Raw genomic sequence first — 18,593 nt, forward strand, 5'->3', positions numbered from 1 at the left:
GAAAACATGGAAAACGTAGTTATTATTGATGGTATCCGTACCCCAATGGGGCGCTCAAAAGGTGGTGTATTCCGTCAGGTCCGTGCCGAAGATCTCTCCGCACATCTGATGAAGTCAATACTCAAGCGCAATCCTGCCGTTAAGCCTGAAGATATTGATGATATCTCGTGGGGATGCGTGCAACAAACACTGGAACAAGGGTTCAATATTGCCCGCAATTCTGCTTTACTGGCGGGCATTCCTCACTCAGTCCCCGCGGTAACCGTTAACCGCCTCTGTGGTTCTTCAATGCAATCATTGCACGACGGTGCCCGCATGATCATGACCGGTGATGCCAGTGTTGTTATGGTCGGCGGTGTTGAACATATGGGACATGTTCCCATGACACACGGTGTCGACTTTCATTCCAAATTAAGCCGTAACGTTGCTAAGGCAGCAGGTGTGATGGGATTGACGGCAGAAATGCTGGCTAAAATGCACAATATTAGTCGCGAAATGCAAGATGAGTTTGCCCTGCGCTCTCATCAACGGGCAACACAAGCGACTGAATCCAAAGCTTTCGCTAACGAAATCGTTCCTATATATGGCCATGATGCTGATGGGAATATGAAACTCGTCGATTTTGATGAGGTGATCCGCACAGACGCTAATCTCAAAGATTTGGCTGCATTGCGTCCCGTTTTTGATCCTGTCACTGGAAGTGTGACTGCGGGTAACTCCTCAGCGCTTTCCGATGGCGCCTCTGCCATGCTGATCATGAGCGAAAGCAAAGCTAAAGCGTTAGGATTAAAACCTCGCGCCCGTATTCGCTCAATGGCAGTGGTTGGTTGTGATCCTTCGATCATGGGTTATGGCCCTGTGCCGGCCACACAAATGGCCTTGAAAAAAGCCGGCTTAAGCCTGACGGATATTGGCGTCATGGAATTGAACGAAGCATTCGCTGCACAATCCTTGGCCTGCGTAAAAGGGTTGAATCTGCTGGATAGTATGGATGACAGAATCAACCTGAACGGTGGTGCTATTGCTCTCGGTCACCCATTGGGATGCTCTGGTACTCGCATTACAACCACCTTGCTTAACTTGATGGAAAGTAAAGATGTTCAGTTCGGGCTATCAACCATGTGCATTGGGTTAGGTCAGGGTATAGCCACGATTATTGAAAGAGTATAGTCATGAAAATTTGGCTATAAAGCCAAGCTGATGATTAACATTGATGACTTTTAAAAATTAACGTTTTTCCCTTGTCTGTCTTATCTATTGCATCACTCTAGTAAGTTGTTGCCATAGTTTCCCGCCTGTCAGGGGCGGGTTTTTTTATTTTTGCGTCTTATCTTTTATCGGCAAATGGCTCAAATAAACTCAAATGCATCCCCATACATGCGTTCGATAGATGCATCACGCTCACTACAGAACCGTTCACGGGCAATTTTAGCCATCTCAAAGCGACCAGCAATGTAAATATCATGGTTTGCCAAACTGCCGAAATCTTCCAAAACCGCACTCAGAACTGTCCCCGTTCTTCCGCGCCAGTGTTCATCAACTTGTTCAACTACCGGTACAATGGTCAAATTAGGATAGTGCTCACTTAATGATTGCAACTCCCCCAAATCATACAGATGTTGCAGCTCTCGTCCTCCCCAATAGATGGAAATTTCGCGATTAGGATTTTTTTCCAATGCAGCCAATAAGATAGAGCGTGTATATGAGAATCCCGTTCCACCAGCAATCAATAACATCGGATTTTTGCTGTCTTCACGAAACCAAGCCTGACCATGCGGAATATCAATATCAATGACTTTCTGATCCAGAATTCTATCCATTACCGCCATCGCATAGAGATTTAGCTCAGAAGCACCAATATGCAACTCAATGATCTGTTTTTCTGATGGTGGTGATGCCATGGAGAAAGGACGCTTATCCCTCTCATCCATAATCACCATTAAATATTGCCCCGCACGGAAAGAAAAAGGCGAATCAGGTAATAAACGAACCCGATAAACTGTATCTGTAATGGAGTCAACCGATGTTACTTTACAGCTTAATATTGTCATGCGTTCCCTCTTATCGCTTCAAAATATCTAATTGATCCCAAATTTCATCGACACGGGCCCGAATCTCATCGCTCATCACTATCGGGCGCCCCCATTCCCTTTGTGTCTCTCCTGGCCATTTATTCGTTGCATCTAACCCCATTTTTGAACCTAACCCAGAAACAGGGGATGCAAAATCGAGATAGTCAATAGGTGTATTTTCCATTAAGACAGTATCTCTCTGCGGATCCATTCGCGTTGTTATCGCCCAGATGACATCATTCCAATCTCGCGCATTGATATCATCATCACAAACGATAACAAATTTTGTGTACATAAATTGTCTTAGATATGACCAAACTCCCATCATTACTCGCTTGGCATGGCCTGCATACTGTTTTTTCATTGTAACGATCGCGAGTCGATAAGAGCAGCCCTCTGGCGGCAAGTAAAAATCCACAATTTCAGGAAATTGTTTTTGCAATATTGGCACCAATACTTCATTCAACGCAACCCCTAACACCGCAGGTTCATCCGGTGGACGTCCGGTGTAAGTAGAATGATAGATAGCGTCACTGCGTTGACTAATATGGGTTACCGTAAATACCGGGAACGTATCTACTTCGTTGTAATAGCCGGTATGATCACCATATGGCCCTTCTGGAGCCATTTCGCCTGGCTCAATATAGCCTTCAAGGATAATTTCAGCACTGGCCGGCACTTCCAGATCATTAGATATACATTTAACAACTTCCGTTTTATGTCCTCGTAATAATCCAGCAAACGCATATTCAGACAAAGTATCAGGAATTGGGGTAACCGCCCCCAATATCGTGGCAGGATCGGCGCCCAATGCAACGGACACGGGAAAACGTTCCCCCGGATGTGCCTGACACCACTCCTGAAAATCAAGCGCACCGCCACGATGTGATAACCAGCGCATAATCAGTTTGTTTTTTCCCAATACCTGTTGGCGGTAGATCCCCAAGTTCTGGCGCTCTTTATTAGGCCCCTTAGTCACCGTCAACCCCCAGGTAATCAAAGGGGCGGCATCTTCTGGCCAACAATGCATGACTGGAATACGGGTAAGATCCACCTCATCTCCTGCCCAAATTTGTTCCTGACACGGCGCAGAGCTGAGGCGTTTGGTTGGCATATTCAAGACCTGTTTGAACTTAGGCAGTTTATCGACCAAATCACGAAAGCCTTTTGGCGGCTCAGGCTCTTTAAGGAAAGCCAATAGCTTCCCAACATCATGCAGTGCTTTAACATCATCCTGCCCCATCCCCATGGCAACACGCTTAGGTGTACCAAACAAGTTGCACAAGACAGGCATCGAATATCCCTTAGGATTTTCAAATAATAAGGCGGGACCACCGGCACGAAGAGTACGATCTGCGATTTCAGTCATTTCCAGGTATGGATCAACTTCCATACGAATTCGTTTTAATTCACCTGATTGTTCCAACAAGGAAAGAAAGTCTCTTAGATCGCGATATTTCATAGTGTTCATTCGTGCCGATTTTCAAGGAGGGAAAGCCATTATAATCCCTCCCATGAGGGTTACAAGGAAAACTCATAACCTGCTAAAAAGCAATGAATTTAAGGCAATAATTAATACATATACCAACCGCCTTTCAAGATGCGTCTTATATCTCCCACTAGGCGGGAAGATATAAACCATCACATTGATGTGCAAGCTGCAACTTGAAGTTGGATTGGTATAAACTTTTACTGAAAATAAGCACGGTAAGAGATAAAAATACGGCTCACACTTTAAATAACTTCTATCTTTATTGATGACCCCTTAGCACTGGTTTTGTTATGCTAAACATTCTACGCAATGGAGTCGAAATATGATGGGAAATTGGTATCTTCTTTACTGTAAACGTGGGCAAGTCTCTCGGGCAATAGAGAACTTAGAGCGACAGGACGTGATTTGCTTAACACCTACAGCCAAAATTGAAAAAATCATTCGAGGTAAACGATCCATCGTTACTGAACCTCTGTTTCCCAATTACCTATTTGTCCATTTTGATCCCGAAATTATTCATACTACAACCGTTAACTCAACACGAGGCGTCAATAATTTCGTTCGATTCAGCACTTATCCTGCCATTGTTCCACAAACATTAATTGATGAATTAATGTCTGTTACTGAGCAAGAATATATTGCACCTGAAACCCCAATTACTGGTGATACTGTCCTGATCACTGAGGGAATTTTCGAAGGCATTCAGGCAATTTATAATGAACCGGATGGGGAAACTCGTTCCATTCTCTTGCTAAATATTCTCAACAAAGAAGTTTCTAAAGTTTTAGACAATAAATATTTCATCAAAATTTAATCATAACCACCCGCTATGCGGGTGGTTTTATGTTTAAGCAGCTGACGCTACTTAAACTGGCTAAAGCCATAAATCAGAAGACGGGCAAAATTGCCCGGCTTTATATCCCTTGGCTATTACAATAATCAGTATCTTTGTTCATGCAGCCATTGCGCTACACGCTTGGCAAAATAGGTCAGAACACCATCTGCTCCCGCCCGTTTGAAGCATAATAATGATTCCATAATCACGGGCTGCTCTTTCAACCAACCATTTTGAATGGCCGCCATATGCATGGCATATTCACCCGAAACCTGATAGGCAAATGTTGGTACACCGAAAGTATCTTTTACCCGGCGAATCACATCCAAATACGGCATACCAGGTTTAACCATAACGCTATCTGCACCTTCCTGTAAATCCTGCGCAATTTCCTGCAAGGCTTCATCACTGTTTGCAGGATCCATTTGATAGGTCATCTTATTGCCACCTTTCAAGTTACCGCTGGTACCAATCGCATCTCTAAATGGCCCATAGTAACAAGAGGCGTATTTGGCAGAATAAGCCATGATTTGGGTATTCACATAACCAGCCATCTCAAGCTGCTCACGAATAGCACCAATACGGCCATCCATCATATCGCTTGGTGCGACAATCTCAGCCCCAGCTTCAGCATGGGATAATGCCTGCTTCACCAGAATATCTTTGGTCACGTCATTGATAACATAGCCATCCTGATCAATAACACCATCTTGACCATGGGTAGTAAATGGATCGAGTGCTACATCTGTCAAAAGCCCCAATTCAGGCACAGCAACCTTCAGAGCACGCACAGCACGCTGGATCAAGCCATCTGGATTATAAGCTTCTTTCGCATCCAACGATTTCTTATCCGCTTCAATGGCTGGAAACAGGGACAAAACAGGAATACCCAGTCGGGCAATCTCTTCTGCTTCTTTCAGCAAAAGATCGATTGTCAGACGATACACTCCTGGCATTGAAGACACTTCCTGACGCTGATTTGTTCCTTCCATAACAAATACAGGATAAATCAGATCATTAACAGTAAGTTGATTTTCAGCAACTAAGCGGCGGGAAAAATCATGACGGCGCACACGGCGCATACGACGACCGGGAAACGCCCCCGGAAATACATAGCTCATATGGTTCTCCTAATGTAAAACCCAGCGACAAAGCGCTGGGTTAATAGCCATCGTTTTATGATAATGATATTAACACCATCAATCTGTTCACGATAATTATGAATGTCTGGCATCAGATTATTTTTTAAAATTATCACCAATATCACTGTCTGCTTTATCTTCTGGATTGATAAAATTACGCCGTCCCCATTTACCAACATAGAACTGCGAAAGCAGAATCCCCAGTTCAAATAGCAAATACATGGGAACAGCCAGCAGAGTCTGGGAGAAAACATCAGGTGGTGTTAACAACATCCCAACCACAAACGCCCCAACTAAAATATAAGGACGTTTTCTCTTTAGTGATTCTGGCGTCACAACCCCACTCCAACACAGCAAAATAATGGCAATAGGTATTTCGAATGAAACCCCAAAAGCCATAAATAGCGCCATGACAAAGCTTAAATAATTGCTGATATCCGTCGATATTACGACCCCAGCGGGCACGGTATTGATAAAGAAACCAAACGCAATGGGAAAAACAATAAAATATGCGAATGCCATTCCCAGATAAAACAATATGCTACTGGAAAACAGTAAGGGCATAATCAAACGACGTTCGTGCTTATACAGTGCCGGTGCAATAAATGCCCATACTTGATAGAGGATCATCGGTGCCGAAACAAAAATAGACACCATAATGGTCAGTTTAATTGGGGTAAAAAAAGGTGATGCAACATCTGTTGCAATCATATTGGCGCCTTTAGGCAATTGTTCCATTAAAGGCGCTGCAATAAGCCGATAAATGTCATTGGAAAAATAAACTAATGCCAGAAATACTACCAGCACAGTAATTAGACTATTTAAAATCCGCTTACGCAGTTCAATCAGATGACTGATAAGAGGTTGGGTATTATCCACAGACATGTTTCAGTGTTCGCCATTTGCTTGTTCAGGAAGTTTTCTTTTCTGCTGCTCTGGTATTGTGCTCGATTGCTCTGCAATCACGGGTTCCAGACTGGCCTGTTCTGAATTCGAGTGCCTTGCAACCGATGGGGACCCAGAAGAATGAAAATGCGTTTCGTCTTCCTCCAACTCCCTCATTTCATCCGGTTTCAACTGATAGGTATTTTTCAATGATTCAGCCGCTTCCTTCAACTCCTCCATTGAAGCTTTCAGTTCTGGCGAAAGTGATTGCAGGTCGGCTTTTTCTTCCATTTTTTTCAATGTGTCCTGAAGCTCTTGCAATTTTAGTTCCTGAGCAAGTTCATTCTGAACATTAGCCGCCAGCGAGCGCAATACTCGAATCCATCCAACCACTGTTTTGACCGCAATAGGCAAACGTTCCGGCCCCAAAACAACCAAGCCAATGATCATCACTAACAGTAGCTCACTAAAACCAATGTCAAACACGGTTTATACCTGCTCTTTGTCTTTACTTTTACTCTCTGATTTTTCAGATTGCGCAGCCGTGGACTTTTCAGTCAGGTTTTTAGTTTCGAACTCGGCATCCTGACTCATTTTTTCCGGCTGCTGTGACTTGTCATCATCACTCATTGCCTTTTTAAAGCCCTTTATTGATTCGCCCAAGTCCGAACCCAAGGTACGAAGCTTATTAGTACCAAATAACAGTACGACAATGACGGCAATGATGAGCAATTGCCAAATACTTATACCACCCATACTGACCTACCTCTATTCATCAGAATATTACTCGTGATTTAATTATAAACGACGAACTTGATGTTCAAAAATAATGCAATTATATCAAGGTTCGTGGCAAAATTACCTTCATTTAATATTCATCATTACTGAATTATTGAAGTTTACTTAAATGACGCCAGCCCAATCCCCATGATGCAATGCCGGCCCCTATCATCCCCCATGCCAGATGTTTATGATCTATAATGAAAAACAAACTACCACAGATAAAGAGAGTTGCACCAATCCCCAATAAATAAAGAGACTTGCGTTGTCTGAGCTGTTGTTGCCTGAATTGTTGTGATATTTGATCAATGCTGCTCTGCAAACGTCGGTGCTGCTGAAGCGAGCCATATACCAGTTCGGGAAGCTCTGGTAACTTTTCCGCCCAATAAGGCGCTTTTTCTTTAAAGGCACGCACAATAGCGGGAAGCCCAACCTGATCATGCAGCCAATCTTCCAGAAAAGGTTTTGCTGTTTTCCATAGATCAAGCTGAGGATAAAGTTGACGCCCCAAGCCTTCAACATACAACAACGTTTTTTGCAGCAGAACCAACTGGGGCTGAACTGTCATATTAAAACGGCGGGCGGTATTGAAAAGGTTTAGCAGAACATGCCCAAATGAAATTTCAGCCAGTGGTTTTTCAAAAATGGGTTCACAAACGGTACGGATAGCAAATTCGAAATCCTCCACATTGGTATCCGCGGGCACCCAGCCAGAATCGACATGCAGTTCAGCGACCCGACGATAATCACGATTGAAGAAAGCAATGAAATTTTCGGCCAGATAGCGTTTATCATCTTTATTCAAAGAGCCAACAATACCGTAATCGATACCGATATAAGTAGGATCTTCTGGTTTGTTATAACTGACGAAAATATTACCGGGATGCATATCTGCGTGGAAGAAACTATCGCGAAATACTTGGGTGAAGAACACCTGAACGCCACGCTCAGCCAACAATTTCATATTGGTGTTCTGCGCCTCTAACGCTGCAACATCTGACACAGGAATGCCATAAATGCGCTCCATCACCAAAACATTTTCTCGGCAATAGTTAGGATAGACCTCTGGCACATAGAGCATAGGACTATCTTCAAAATTGCGCCGCAATTGAATCGCGTTTGCAGTTTCACGCAATAAATTCAGCTCATCAAGCAGGGTTTTTTCATATTCTCTGACAACTTCACGCGGACGAAGACGACGACCATCAGGTAAAAGGGGAACCAAATTTGCCAGGCGATACATTAACCGCACGTCAGCTTTAATTACAGGCAGAATATCCGGGCGGATTACCTTTAGGACAACCTCTTTGCCATTTTCCTTCAACCGAGCAGTATGTACCTGAGCAATAGACGCGGAAGCCAGCGGTTGTGGATCAAAATCCTCAAACCACGTTTCCAGTGCTCCCTCTAACGCCGTTTCAATTGATTTTCGTGCCACTGCACCGTCAAAGGGAACCACCCGATCTTGTAACATCGAAAGTTGATCTGCGATGGCAGGTGGGAACAAGTCACGACGCGTGGAGAGCATCTGGCCAAATTTGATCCACACGGGGCCGAGTTCTTGTAATGCTAAACGCAAACGCTCGCCGAGAGGTTTATCCTTATGCTTATTAGGTATCCAAAACAGGAAATAACGGCCAAAACGTAACGGCCAGGTCAAACGAATATTCGGGATGAGTTCATCCAACCCGTAAGAAAGAAAGACCCGGATGATAAAGTAAAGTCGTCTAATTTCACTGGGTGTCATGTTTTCCCTCCAGGGCCGCCAACCGTTTTTCGAGTTGGTTTATCTGATTGGCAACGGCATTAACTTCTTCACTGAAATAAGCCACTTCCAGCGCACTAGGAACCATTTCCCATTCTTCCGTCAATGATTCGGTGAAATGCGTTTTCTTCCTTGCAATGGTATTGCTGGCAAATTCAAAACTTTTCTTCACCATCCGGGTAATGCCTTCCGCAGCAATATCACCAACATAAGGGGAGAGATAATGCGCAGGATCCCACTCTGACATATCCAGCAAAGCAGACCATTGTTGAATCACCTGCATGTCCCCTTCAATGATAATTTCACCGCGGTTAATCAGGGCTGAAAGGCACTGGCGATCCCGTAGCTTGAGTAATGCAGGGAGCGTTGTTTTCATTGAGCAATCCACTGACTCTGACCATTGACTCAAAACATCCACTCGTTTCTCACTGAATATCAGTATCAAGGGGGAGGCGATTTCTTTCAGTTTGATAGACAGTATCTTACCGGCCAATCTTAAGCGGGCAGGTTTTAATACAGCTTCTCGATATAAAAGATGATTCAAGGTTGTTTCCAGAAAGGCCGTTACTACCGGAAACAACACTTTTTCATTTGAGATCGCAAAAGCCATATTATGGCTTGATGAGGGTATTTCCATCTCAGAATTTGAACCCTTTGTGCAATGCAACAACGCCACCAGTCATATTGGTGTAGTAAACCTGGTCAAAGCCCGCTTCTTCCATCATGCCTTTCAAGGTTTCCTGATCAGGGTGCATACGGATGGATTCTGTCAAATAGCGGTAACTGTCCGCATCATTCACAACGATCTGACCGATTCGGGGCAGAACGTGGAATGAATAAACATCATAAATCTTACTTAACGGTGCCAGTACAGGTTTGGAAAACTCCAGCACCAACAAGCGGCCACCAGGCTTAAGTACCCGATACATGGAGCGTAGCGCTTTTTCTTTGTCCGTGACATTACGCAAGCCAAAAGAAATGGTAATACAGTCAAAATGGTTATCCGGGAAAGGCAGTTCTTCAGCATTGGCTTGAACATAACTGACGTTGCCTACGATACCGATATCGCGTAATTTTTCGCGGCCAACTTTCAACATTGAGTCGTTGATATCCGCCAAAACAACCTGCCCTTTTTCCCCCACAATTCGGGAGAATTTTGCGGTTAGATCGCCTGTCCCACCAGCAAGATCAAGCACCTTATGACCACGGCGGACACCACTTGACTCAATTGTGAAACGTTTCCAGATACGGTGAATGCCAAATGACATCAAATCATTCATTAAGTCATATTTCGAAGCCACAGAGTGGAACACCTCTGCCACCATCTCTTTTTTTTGTTCTTTGGCTACAGTGCGGAAACCAAAATCAGTGGTTTCTTTTGATTGATCTGCCATATTATTTGTCCGCTTTTTATTCAAAAAAATTTATAGTCAGTGTATCAGCCTTTCCAACAAAACCCTATTCCAGACTTTACTCATTTACCTGCAACGATTGGAAAGATTTATCAATCAACTGTGAATCAATAGGACACTTCACATCCACGCCTAAATCACGAAATCCTTCGGCCTGACTAATTAAATTACCTCTGCCCTCAACAAGCTTTTTCATTGCGCAATGGTAACTCGTCTGTGCTTTGTTAAGGCTTTGCCCTAATCCTTGCATATCATCCACAAACAATCGCATTTTGTCATACATTCTGGCGGCTTTATCAGCAATCAAACGGGCATTTTGACTTTGATATTCATAACGCCACAAGTTATTGATAGTACGAACGGCAACCAGCAAAGTTGATGGGCTAACCAGCATAATATTATGTTTCCATGCTTCATCAAGTAATTCTGGCGCCTGATTGAGTGCAACCAAATAAGCAGGTTCCACAGGAATAAACATCAAAACATAATCCAGTGATCGTAATCCGGGTAATTGTTGATAATCTTTTCGGCTCAGACCGCGAATATGTCCTCTGATAGAGTTGATATGTTCCTGTAATGCTTGCGCCTGTTGTTCTTCGCTATCACTGTTGAAATAACGTTCATAAGCGACCAGGGACATTTTGGCATCAATAATGACATCTTTTCCCTGTGGCAGATGCACGATCACATCAGGTTGAAAACGTTCATTGTTTTCAGTCTTAATATTGACCTGTGTATCGAATTCATATCCCTCACGCAAGCCAGAAGCTTCCAAAATTCGAGCCAATATCATCTCTCCCCAATTTCCCTGTATTTTATTGTCTCCTTTCAGGGCTTTTGTAAGATTAATAGCTTCTTTCGCCATCTGTGCATTAAGTTGCTGAAGATTGCGAATTTCATGAGTCAAGGTATGGCGCTCACGAGCTTCTAACCCAAAACTGTCTTGTACCTGACGGCGAAATCCCTCAAGTTGTTCACGAAATGGCATCAGAAGATGATTGAGATTTTGGCGATGATATTCATCGGTCCGGAGTCGATTCTGTTCAAAGATACGATTGGCCAGATTTTCAAATTGGGTACTTAATCGCTGCTCACTGCTGAGCAATAAACGCTGCTTTTCCTCCGCAGCTAGTCTGGTTTCTTCAAGCCGAGTGCTCAATTCGCGCAACTCAGCTTCCTGCACACTGCTAATTTCGCGTTGCGCCAGTAACTCTTGGTTTAATTGATCGCATTCAGTACGCCAATAATGGGCTTGCTCCAGTTTTTCATGGCTGACAGCCAGTTGGCTATATAATTCACGCAACTCCTGCTCTTTTTGCTGGAGCCTCTGCTGAACAGAAAGCCAGACGAAGATCCCTCCGCCCAGCAATCCACCCAAGCTACCGATCAGCATGTATAACCACTGGATATCCACCTATACACCCTCGCTAACTCTATTATTTTTTAACCTTAATCTTTATTGGCACAATTACCGATAAATTTCAGACAACTTTTGTGAGTCATTAACCTCAATGTAAGTTAAATAGAGACTGTATAGATGTCCAGAGTATTCAATGGCTTTCTTTCAGTTTGCAAAGTAGCTCGCAATTATCCCATCCACTCTGCCAACCAACGCAAACCAAATGCCCCTGGTGCTAAAATACCGAATGCCCAAATCAATGCAGAAGCTAGGTTAGCAAGCTGAAAATGGCGTTTTGGCATAGCACAAATTCCGGCTACCAGCGGTACAACGGCTCTCAAGGGACCAAAAAAACGCCCAATGAAAACACCCCAGACGCCCCATCGTTCAAAAAAACGATGTCCGCGAACCAAAGTTTGAGGATGACGAGAAAGCGGCCACATCTTGCCAACATCTTCTTTGTAATGGCAACCAAACCAGTAAGAAACCCAATCACCAAAGAAAGCACCGGCGGCTGCGGCTATCCATATTGGCCAGAAAGTTAACCCACTTTCACCAATTAACGCTCCCAACCCCAACAAAATGATCGTTGCTGGTAACAATAGGGAAATAAATGCCAACGATTCACCAAATGCCAATAGGAAAATGATGGGAATTGCCCAAACCTCATGGGCTTTTACGAAGTTTATGACCGATTCGATAATTTCATGCAGGCTCACATTAATCTTTCCTGTATTATCAGTGGGAGGTGATAAGGTCAGCCCTGAACAATCCGCCCAATGCTAACCTGATATTTTTATTCAAGAAAATAAGCTTGTAGTTTTTCACGCGCAGCGATATTGAGTCCAATATCTTTTTCCAGCCAAATATCTATGCTGCCATAATGCTGGTTGATACTATCCAGTGCGGTCAGTAAAAACTCTTCCCGCACTGAATAAACATAGGCAAATTTTTCGACCACACTTTCGCTCATAATTTTTGCGTGTTCATTCAATAAATAGTCGCGGTATGGAGCCAGCGTGACATTGGTCAACAAATAATCTTCCATCACCGTATCCAGATCAGCACCCAATGCGAATAAAACCAGTGCCGAACCCACGCCTGTCCTGTCTTTACCAACCGCGCAATGTTGCACAATGCCGCCTTTCTCTGGTTGCAGCAATAATGTCGCTAACGTCTTATACGCTGGATTATTAATGGGTAACAATTCATATAGGCGAGACATAAATGTTTTCGCGTCGAATTGCTCCAATATTTTCATGTCTAACTTATCCAGATTAGCATCCACTTCTTTGGAAAGAGGATTGGCAGGAGCATGGTGATAATGCGCCCCATTCCATACTCGATCTGGTTTATCCATAATTTCGCTGCTATCACGATAATCAATGATCTGCAAAAGGTTTTGATCCACTAAAAAAGCCTGATCGTTTTCTGTCAGCCTGTCTAATGAGCCGGAACGAAATAACACGCCTGGTTTTATCCTGACGCCGTTGCTTAGTGTCTTATTACCTAAATCACGAAAATTAATGCCGCCATTTAAAGGAAGTAGTGAAGGATGGGATAGAAATGTTATGGTCATAGTCACTCTTGTTAGATTAAAAATAGTTAATAGAACACACTATCTATTAGTACAAAATGCTATGACATTAGCAAATTTTGCAATGAAAGGAAGAGAAGATCACACAAACGATAGGGCCAGAATCATCTGACCCTTGATGAAAGGCATTACAGCAGACGACGAGCAGCCTCCACAACTATCCCCAGCGCATTGCTTTCTGTTTTCTTCAGCAGCTCAACATCTGGGATTTCCTGTTGGGTACGGTTAACAATCACGCCAGCAACCATACCGGCACGCAGTCCCTGACTGGCACACATGGTCAGCAATGTTGCTGATTCCATCTCAAAATTCATTACGCCCATTTCTTGCCATTCTTTCATCGAACCCTGGAAACGACGAACGACACGGCCAGAATAAGTGTCGTAACGTTCCTGGCCGGGATAGAAGGTATCGGAAGATGCCGTAATACCAACATGGGTCGCAGAACCAGAGGCTTTTGCTGCTTCATACAGGGCATTCGTACACTCAAAATCAGCAACTGCCGGGAACTCCATTGGGGCAAAATGCAGGCTGGCGCCGTCCAAACGAACCGCCGCAGTCGTCACCAATACATCCCCTACATTAATATGTGGCTGAATTGCCCCCGTTGTTCCGATACGCAGGAAAGTACGTACCCCCAACTGTGCCAGTTCCTCTACAGCAATCGACGTTGAGGGGCCTCCAATGCCTGTAGAGCAGACAACCACAGCTTTTCCGTTAACTTCTGCACGCCAGGTTGTAAATTCACGGTGGGAAGCCAAATGTACTGGGTTATCCATCAGTCGCGCAATTTTCTCAACACGGTTAGGATCGCCGGGTACAATCGCCAGAGTTGCGCCTTGCAGGTCGCTTTTGGTGATACCTAAGTGAAACACATCAGACATATCAGACTCCTCAACGGACAAAAATATGAATACCTAAATTTAGTCAATACTCTGACATTTTTTAGTGATTGAAATCATCTTTAATTGAGATAAGAAAGAAACACATACATTAATTTGTGATAAAAATCACATTTAAAAGGTAGCGCCCGTTACAGAGCACTATCACTATTCACATAAGCCATTCACATGACGAGATTAAGAAGCAGTACACCACACAATCCAATCCCCCATGCAATTGTGGTAGGAATCGACCAAACGATAATCTGCTGCCTTGCACTTTTAATCCCCATCATCCGGTTAACTACCCAGAAAAAACAGTCATTGAAGTAACTGAAAAACAGTGTGCCCATCATCGCAGCTTGAGCCGCCACCAACAGATTAACATCCGGTATCTGTTTGATAACTGGCGCAGAAATAGACGCCGCAGTTATCATTGCCACTGTGCCAGAGCCTTGAATTATGCGTATCAGTGTCGCAATGATAAATGGGATCAAAACAGGTGTTATGGGCAGGCTGGCAATATAGTGCGCCAATATCGTCCCTGTTGCGCCTTCGTTCAACACTGCACCTAATGCCCCTCCCGCTCCTGACACCAATAAAATAATGCCTACCGTTTTTAACCCTGTTTCCAGATGTTCAATTACTTCATGCTTACTGACGTTTGGCATTAAGGTATAAACCGCCAGTAATACACTGATTGCTAGCGCGATAATGGGGGAGCCTAGAAAATCAAAAATCTGAAAATAGAAAGCATTCTCCTTACCGGCAAACTCATCAGTTTTCAGTATCATTCCATTAATTACGCCAATAAAAATCAGAATAATTGGCACGACGATGGGTAAAAGAGAAAGAAATAGGCTTGGAAGTGATTTTTGCTCTTTCTCTTCCAGATAACGCTGATGAACTTGTGATAAGTTTTCTGTTCTTTCTTCTGTATCACCAAGTTGATATTCAGGATATTTAGTCTCCAGCCACTTTGCATAGCAGGTAATACCAATAACACAGGGTACCGCCAGTATCATACCTGTCAGCATCATTTTGCCGATACTCACCCCAAATATTCCGGCGACACCAAGCGGCCCTGGCGTTGGCGGAACGATATGGTGAGTGACCACTAACCCTCCTGCCAGAGCAACCCCAAGGGACAGTACATTGCGTTTACCTTTCTTCGCCAATGCCTTCACCAGCGGATAGAGGATCACAAAAGCTGAATTTACAAATATGGGGATACTGACAATATAACCGGTAATCGCCAAAGCCCACTCTTCGCGCCTTTTACCTAACCATTTAATCAGGCTATAAGCGATCTGCTCTGTTGCTCCCGATACTTCCAATATTCGCCCCATAATGCATCCCAATCCAATCACAATACCGATGTTGCCTAATGTCGAACCAAATCCTTTAGCGATCACTTCAACGACATTATTCATAGTCAAACCGCCTGATATTCCAGCGATTATCGCTGCAATTAGCATAGCAATCAGAACATGAACACGAGTCCGCAAAACCAGAAAAACCAGCGTAAATACCGCCACTCCCAACCCAATAATTGGAATATAAAACTCCATCACAAAACCTCATCAAAAATGGACAAACTGGAACATGCCATATTTGTTATGCTTTTCGCTATCAGAAATCGATATTGGTAGTTGAAAAACTCAGTGATAAGGAATGAAAATCGCAATTGAAAAAGGAGATTGTTTGAAAATAGTCTGACAATTATCTAAGTAATGGAATTATGCATTGAATAATTCCAAATCGGAAGAATTGCATGACAAAGTGATAGGGATGTTTATTGAGCGCGTCTAACTATCCAATACATGACCAACTTTTCTACCCGCCATATTGCACTAATTGTAGCGGGCAGTTTTATTACTTATTAAGTTTAAATTAAACAAATAAACGCTATACGCATTAAACTTTAAGTTGCAATTTACAACATGGTATAAAACCTGATTTTTCCCCACTTCGCAGGGAAAAATCAGATTGGTATCAGTTAACTATTTAATGAGGAGCGCAAGCGTTTTGCCGCTTCAACCATGTTTGCCAACGCTTGTCTGGTTTCTGTCCAACCACGCGTTTTCAATCCGCAGTCTGGGTTCACCCACAAACGCTCGACTGGAATACGATCAGCCGCTTTGCGTAACAATGCCTCAATCCATTCAACGCTGGGGACGTTTGGTGAGTGAATGTCATACACACCAGGCCCTATCTCATTCGGATAAGAGAAATCTTCGAATGAATCCAGCAATTCCATATCCGAGCGCGAGGTTTCAATGGTGATCACATCCGCATCCAGCGCTGCAATCGACGGCATGATGTCATTGAACTCGCAATAACACATATGAGTGTGGATTTGGGTATCATCTTTCGCAATGGCTGCGCTCAGTTTAAAAGCATCCACCGCCCACTCCAGATATTCCTGCCACTCTTCTCTGCGCAGTGGCAAACCTTCACGCAATGCCGGTTCATCAATCTGGATAATGCCAATGCCTGCCTTCTGCAAATCATCAACTTCATCACGCAAAGCCAGTGCGATCTGTTTAGCAATGGTTTCACGACTAATATCTTCCCTTGGGAATGACCAGCAGAGAATGGTCACAGGCCCAGTTAACATGCCTTTGACTGGCTTCTCAGTCAAGGATTGCGCATAGGTCGCCCAGTTTACTGTTATCGCCTCTGGACGGCTAATATCGCCAATGATGACCGGTGGTTTCACGCAACGGGAGCCATAACTCTGTACCCAGCCATTTTGGGTAAAGACATAACCGTCAAAGTGTTCGCCGAAATATTCCACCATGTCGTTACGTTCAGCTTCACCGTGTACCAAGACATCCAACCCCAAACGCTCCTGCTCTTGGATCGCCTGTTTAATGTGTTCATTGATATTGGTTCGGTAGTGCGTACTATCTACCCGACCTTTTTTGAAATCGAGACGTAGGCTACGAATTTCCGTCGTTTGTGGGAATGAACCTATGGTTGTTGTTGGCCACAGCGGTAAGTTGTAACGTTGACGCTGGAGCTTAGCACGTTCAGCATATGCCTGCTGACGTTCACTGTCCTGTGGCTTAATTGCCGCAATACGCCCAGCGACCGCAGGATTGTTCACTCTTGTGGAACTGCGACGGGCGCGAATTGGTGCACTATAGGCATCCAGTTCGGCTTGTTTATTGCCTTCTGGCACATTCAATGCTTGCGACAACAAAGAAAGTTCCGCACATTTTTGTAATGCAAAGGCAAACCAGCTTTTCACTTCTTCATCCAGCCCAGTTTCATCATTCAGGTCAATAGGGCTATGCAGCAGTGAACAGGAAGTGCCAATCCACACATTTCTCTTACCAACCCATGGTGCAACAAGCTGATATTTCTCACTCAAATCGGCTCGCCAAACATTACGGCCGTTAATCACTCCCAATGAAAGCAACCAATCTTTCGGCAGAGATTTATCCAAATTCTCAAGTGAATCCCTTCCCGCAACCAAATCAACATGCAACCCCTGCACTGGCAACGATTTAATTGTCTCCAGATTGTGCCCGACGCTATCGAAATAGGTCGTCAGCAACAATTTCACCTGCCCCTCAAGTGCTTGATAAGCCGTTGAGAATGCCGCCAGCCACGTTTCTGGTAATTCCAGTACCAGAGCCGGTTCATCAATCTGTACCCATTCAATGCCACGTTTTGCCAGTTCTGCCAGTACTTGCTGGTATACCGGCAGGATATCTTTTAATAGAGACAAGCGCTCAAAAACTTTGCCTTTTACCTTACCAAGCCATAAATAGGTCACTGGTCCCAAAAGTACAGGTTTTACGTTGTGCCCCAGTGCCAGAGCTTCGTCAACTTCGTCCAACAACTGAGTCCAACCCAGCTTAAATGCCTGCCCTTCCTGAAATTCAGGCACGATATAATGATAATTTGTATTAAACCATTTAGTCATTTCCGAAGCAGCCGCAGGTGTACCTGTTGGTGCCCGGCCGCGGGCAATACGGAACAGTGTATCCAGATCAATATTGCCATCTTCATTTTGATGACGTGGTGGAACATTGCCCAATAACAGGCTTGTGGTCAATACTTGGTCATACCAGGCAAAATCACCAACGGGGACTAAATCAACGCCCGCTTCTTTTTGTTGTTGCCAGTGGCGTGCACGTAATTCACGACCTGTCTCCAGCAATTCCTGTTGAGAAATTTTGCCCGCCCAATAGTTCTCTTGCGCCTTTTTTAGTTCTCTTTTCAATCCGATACGTGGAAAACCTAATGTATGATTCAAAACCGTCATGTCGTCACCCGTAATTTTTAGCCGTCTAGATGTTTACACCTCTATAATCAACAG

The 18,593-nt window shown here is 44.0% G+C and carries 17 protein-coding genes; 2 read left to right on the plus strand and 15 right to left on the minus strand.

What is annotated here, in order from left to right; all coding sequences use genetic code 11:
- Window positions 1–6 precede the first annotated feature (6 nt).
- On the plus strand, window positions 7–1,170 hold the full coding sequence (gene fadA, locus WDV75_RS16840; protein WP_273571129.1) for an acetyl-CoA C-acyltransferase FadA: 1,164 nt from the start codon (window positions 7–9) through the stop codon (window positions 1,168–1,170).
- 179 nt (window positions 1,171–1,349) lie between these two features.
- Here fadA and fre read toward each other — a convergent pair whose 3' ends face one another.
- A complete protein-coding gene (gene fre, locus WDV75_RS16845) occupies window positions 1,350–2,051 on the minus strand; it encodes an NAD(P)H-flavin reductase (RefSeq protein ID WP_273571127.1) in 702 nt (233 codons plus the stop codon).
- 10 nt (window positions 2,052–2,061) lie between these two features.
- Window positions 2,062–3,534 carry a 4-hydroxy-3-polyprenylbenzoate decarboxylase gene (ubiD, locus tag WDV75_RS16850; protein WP_273571125.1) on the minus strand — a complete coding sequence of 491 codons (1,473 nt, stop codon included), beginning with the start codon at window positions 3,532–3,534 and terminating at the stop codon, window positions 2,062–2,064.
- A gap of 355 nt (window positions 3,535–3,889) precedes the next feature.
- Here ubiD and rfaH point away from each other — a divergent pair, with 355 nt between their 5' ends.
- The gene (gene rfaH / locus WDV75_RS16855) at window positions 3,890–4,378 is read left to right on the plus strand and encodes a transcription/translation regulatory transformer protein RfaH (protein ID WP_189759068.1); all 489 of its coding nucleotides are present in this window, start codon (window positions 3,890–3,892) and stop codon (window positions 4,376–4,378) included.
- A 125-nt stretch (window positions 4,379–4,503) separates the two neighbouring features.
- Here the strand turns inward: rfaH and hemB are convergent, their stop codons facing one another.
- The 13 genes from hemB to metE form a co-directional block, all read right to left on the minus strand.
- Complete coding sequence (gene hemB, locus WDV75_RS16860; protein ID WP_273571123.1) at window positions 4,504–5,520, minus strand: porphobilinogen synthase; 1,017 nt, start codon at window positions 5,518–5,520, stop codon at window positions 4,504–4,506.
- Between the two features lie 117 nt (window positions 5,521–5,637).
- Complete coding sequence (tatC, locus tag WDV75_RS16865) at window positions 5,638–6,426, minus strand: Sec-independent protein translocase subunit TatC (RefSeq protein ID WP_273571121.1); 789 nt, start codon at window positions 6,424–6,426, stop codon at window positions 5,638–5,640.
- Between the two features lie 3 nt (window positions 6,427–6,429).
- Window positions 6,430–6,912: a Sec-independent protein translocase protein TatB gene (gene tatB / locus WDV75_RS16870; RefSeq protein ID WP_189759039.1), complete on the minus strand. Its 483-nt coding sequence runs from the start codon at window positions 6,910–6,912 to the stop codon at window positions 6,430–6,432.
- Window positions 6,913–6,915: 3 nt separating this feature from the next.
- Window positions 6,916–7,182 carry a Sec-independent protein translocase subunit TatA gene (tatA, locus tag WDV75_RS16875; RefSeq protein ID WP_189759040.1) on the minus strand — a complete coding sequence of 89 codons (267 nt, stop codon included), beginning with the start codon at window positions 7,180–7,182 and terminating at the stop codon, window positions 6,916–6,918.
- A 133-nt stretch (window positions 7,183–7,315) separates the two neighbouring features.
- A complete protein-coding gene (ubiB, locus tag WDV75_RS16880; RefSeq protein WP_273571120.1) occupies window positions 7,316–8,953 on the minus strand; it encodes a ubiquinone biosynthesis regulatory protein kinase UbiB in 1,638 nt (545 codons plus the stop codon).
- Entirely contained in the window at window positions 8,940–9,608 is a 669-nt protein-coding gene (gene ubiJ, locus WDV75_RS16885) for a ubiquinone biosynthesis protein UbiJ (protein WP_273571119.1), read from the minus strand. The genes ubiB and ubiJ overlap by 14 nt, the downstream gene beginning before the upstream one ends.
- A 1-nt stretch (window position 9,609) precedes the next feature.
- On the minus strand, window positions 9,610–10,365 hold the full coding sequence (ubiE, locus tag WDV75_RS16890) for a bifunctional demethylmenaquinone methyltransferase/2-methoxy-6-polyprenyl-1,4-benzoquinol methylase UbiE (RefSeq protein ID WP_273571118.1): 756 nt from the start codon (window positions 10,363–10,365) through the stop codon (window positions 9,610–9,612).
- Window positions 10,366–10,441: 76 nt separating this feature from the next.
- A complete protein-coding gene (gene rmuC, locus WDV75_RS16895; protein ID WP_273571117.1) occupies window positions 10,442–11,797 on the minus strand; it encodes a DNA recombination protein RmuC in 1,356 nt (451 codons plus the stop codon).
- Window positions 11,798–11,970: 173 nt separating this feature from the next.
- A complete protein-coding gene (locus WDV75_RS16900) occupies window positions 11,971–12,501 on the minus strand; it encodes a DedA family protein (RefSeq protein ID WP_273571116.1) in 531 nt (176 codons plus the stop codon).
- A 77-nt stretch (window positions 12,502–12,578) separates the two neighbouring features.
- On the minus strand, window positions 12,579–13,361 hold the full coding sequence (locus WDV75_RS16905; RefSeq protein ID WP_273571115.1) for a tyrosine-protein phosphatase: 783 nt from the start codon (window positions 13,359–13,361) through the stop codon (window positions 12,579–12,581).
- A gap of 146 nt (window positions 13,362–13,507) precedes the next feature.
- The gene (gene udp, locus WDV75_RS16910) at window positions 13,508–14,263 is read right to left on the minus strand and encodes a uridine phosphorylase (protein ID WP_273571114.1); all 756 of its coding nucleotides are present in this window, start codon (window positions 14,261–14,263) and stop codon (window positions 13,508–13,510) included.
- Window positions 14,264–14,445: 182 nt separating this feature from the next.
- The gene (locus tag WDV75_RS16915) at window positions 14,446–15,831 is read right to left on the minus strand and encodes a GntP family permease (protein WP_273571113.1); all 1,386 of its coding nucleotides are present in this window, start codon (window positions 15,829–15,831) and stop codon (window positions 14,446–14,448) included.
- A 428-nt stretch (window positions 15,832–16,259) separates the two neighbouring features.
- On the minus strand, window positions 16,260–18,539 hold the full coding sequence (gene metE, locus WDV75_RS16920; RefSeq protein WP_273571112.1) for a 5-methyltetrahydropteroyltriglutamate--homocysteine S-methyltransferase: 2,280 nt from the start codon (window positions 18,537–18,539) through the stop codon (window positions 16,260–16,262).
- Window positions 18,540–18,593: the final 54 nt, after the last annotated feature.

The sequence above is a fragment of the Xenorhabdus griffiniae genome, from assembly GCF_037265215.1.
Classification (GTDB): Bacteria; Pseudomonadota; Gammaproteobacteria; order Enterobacterales; family Enterobacteriaceae; genus Xenorhabdus; species Xenorhabdus griffiniae.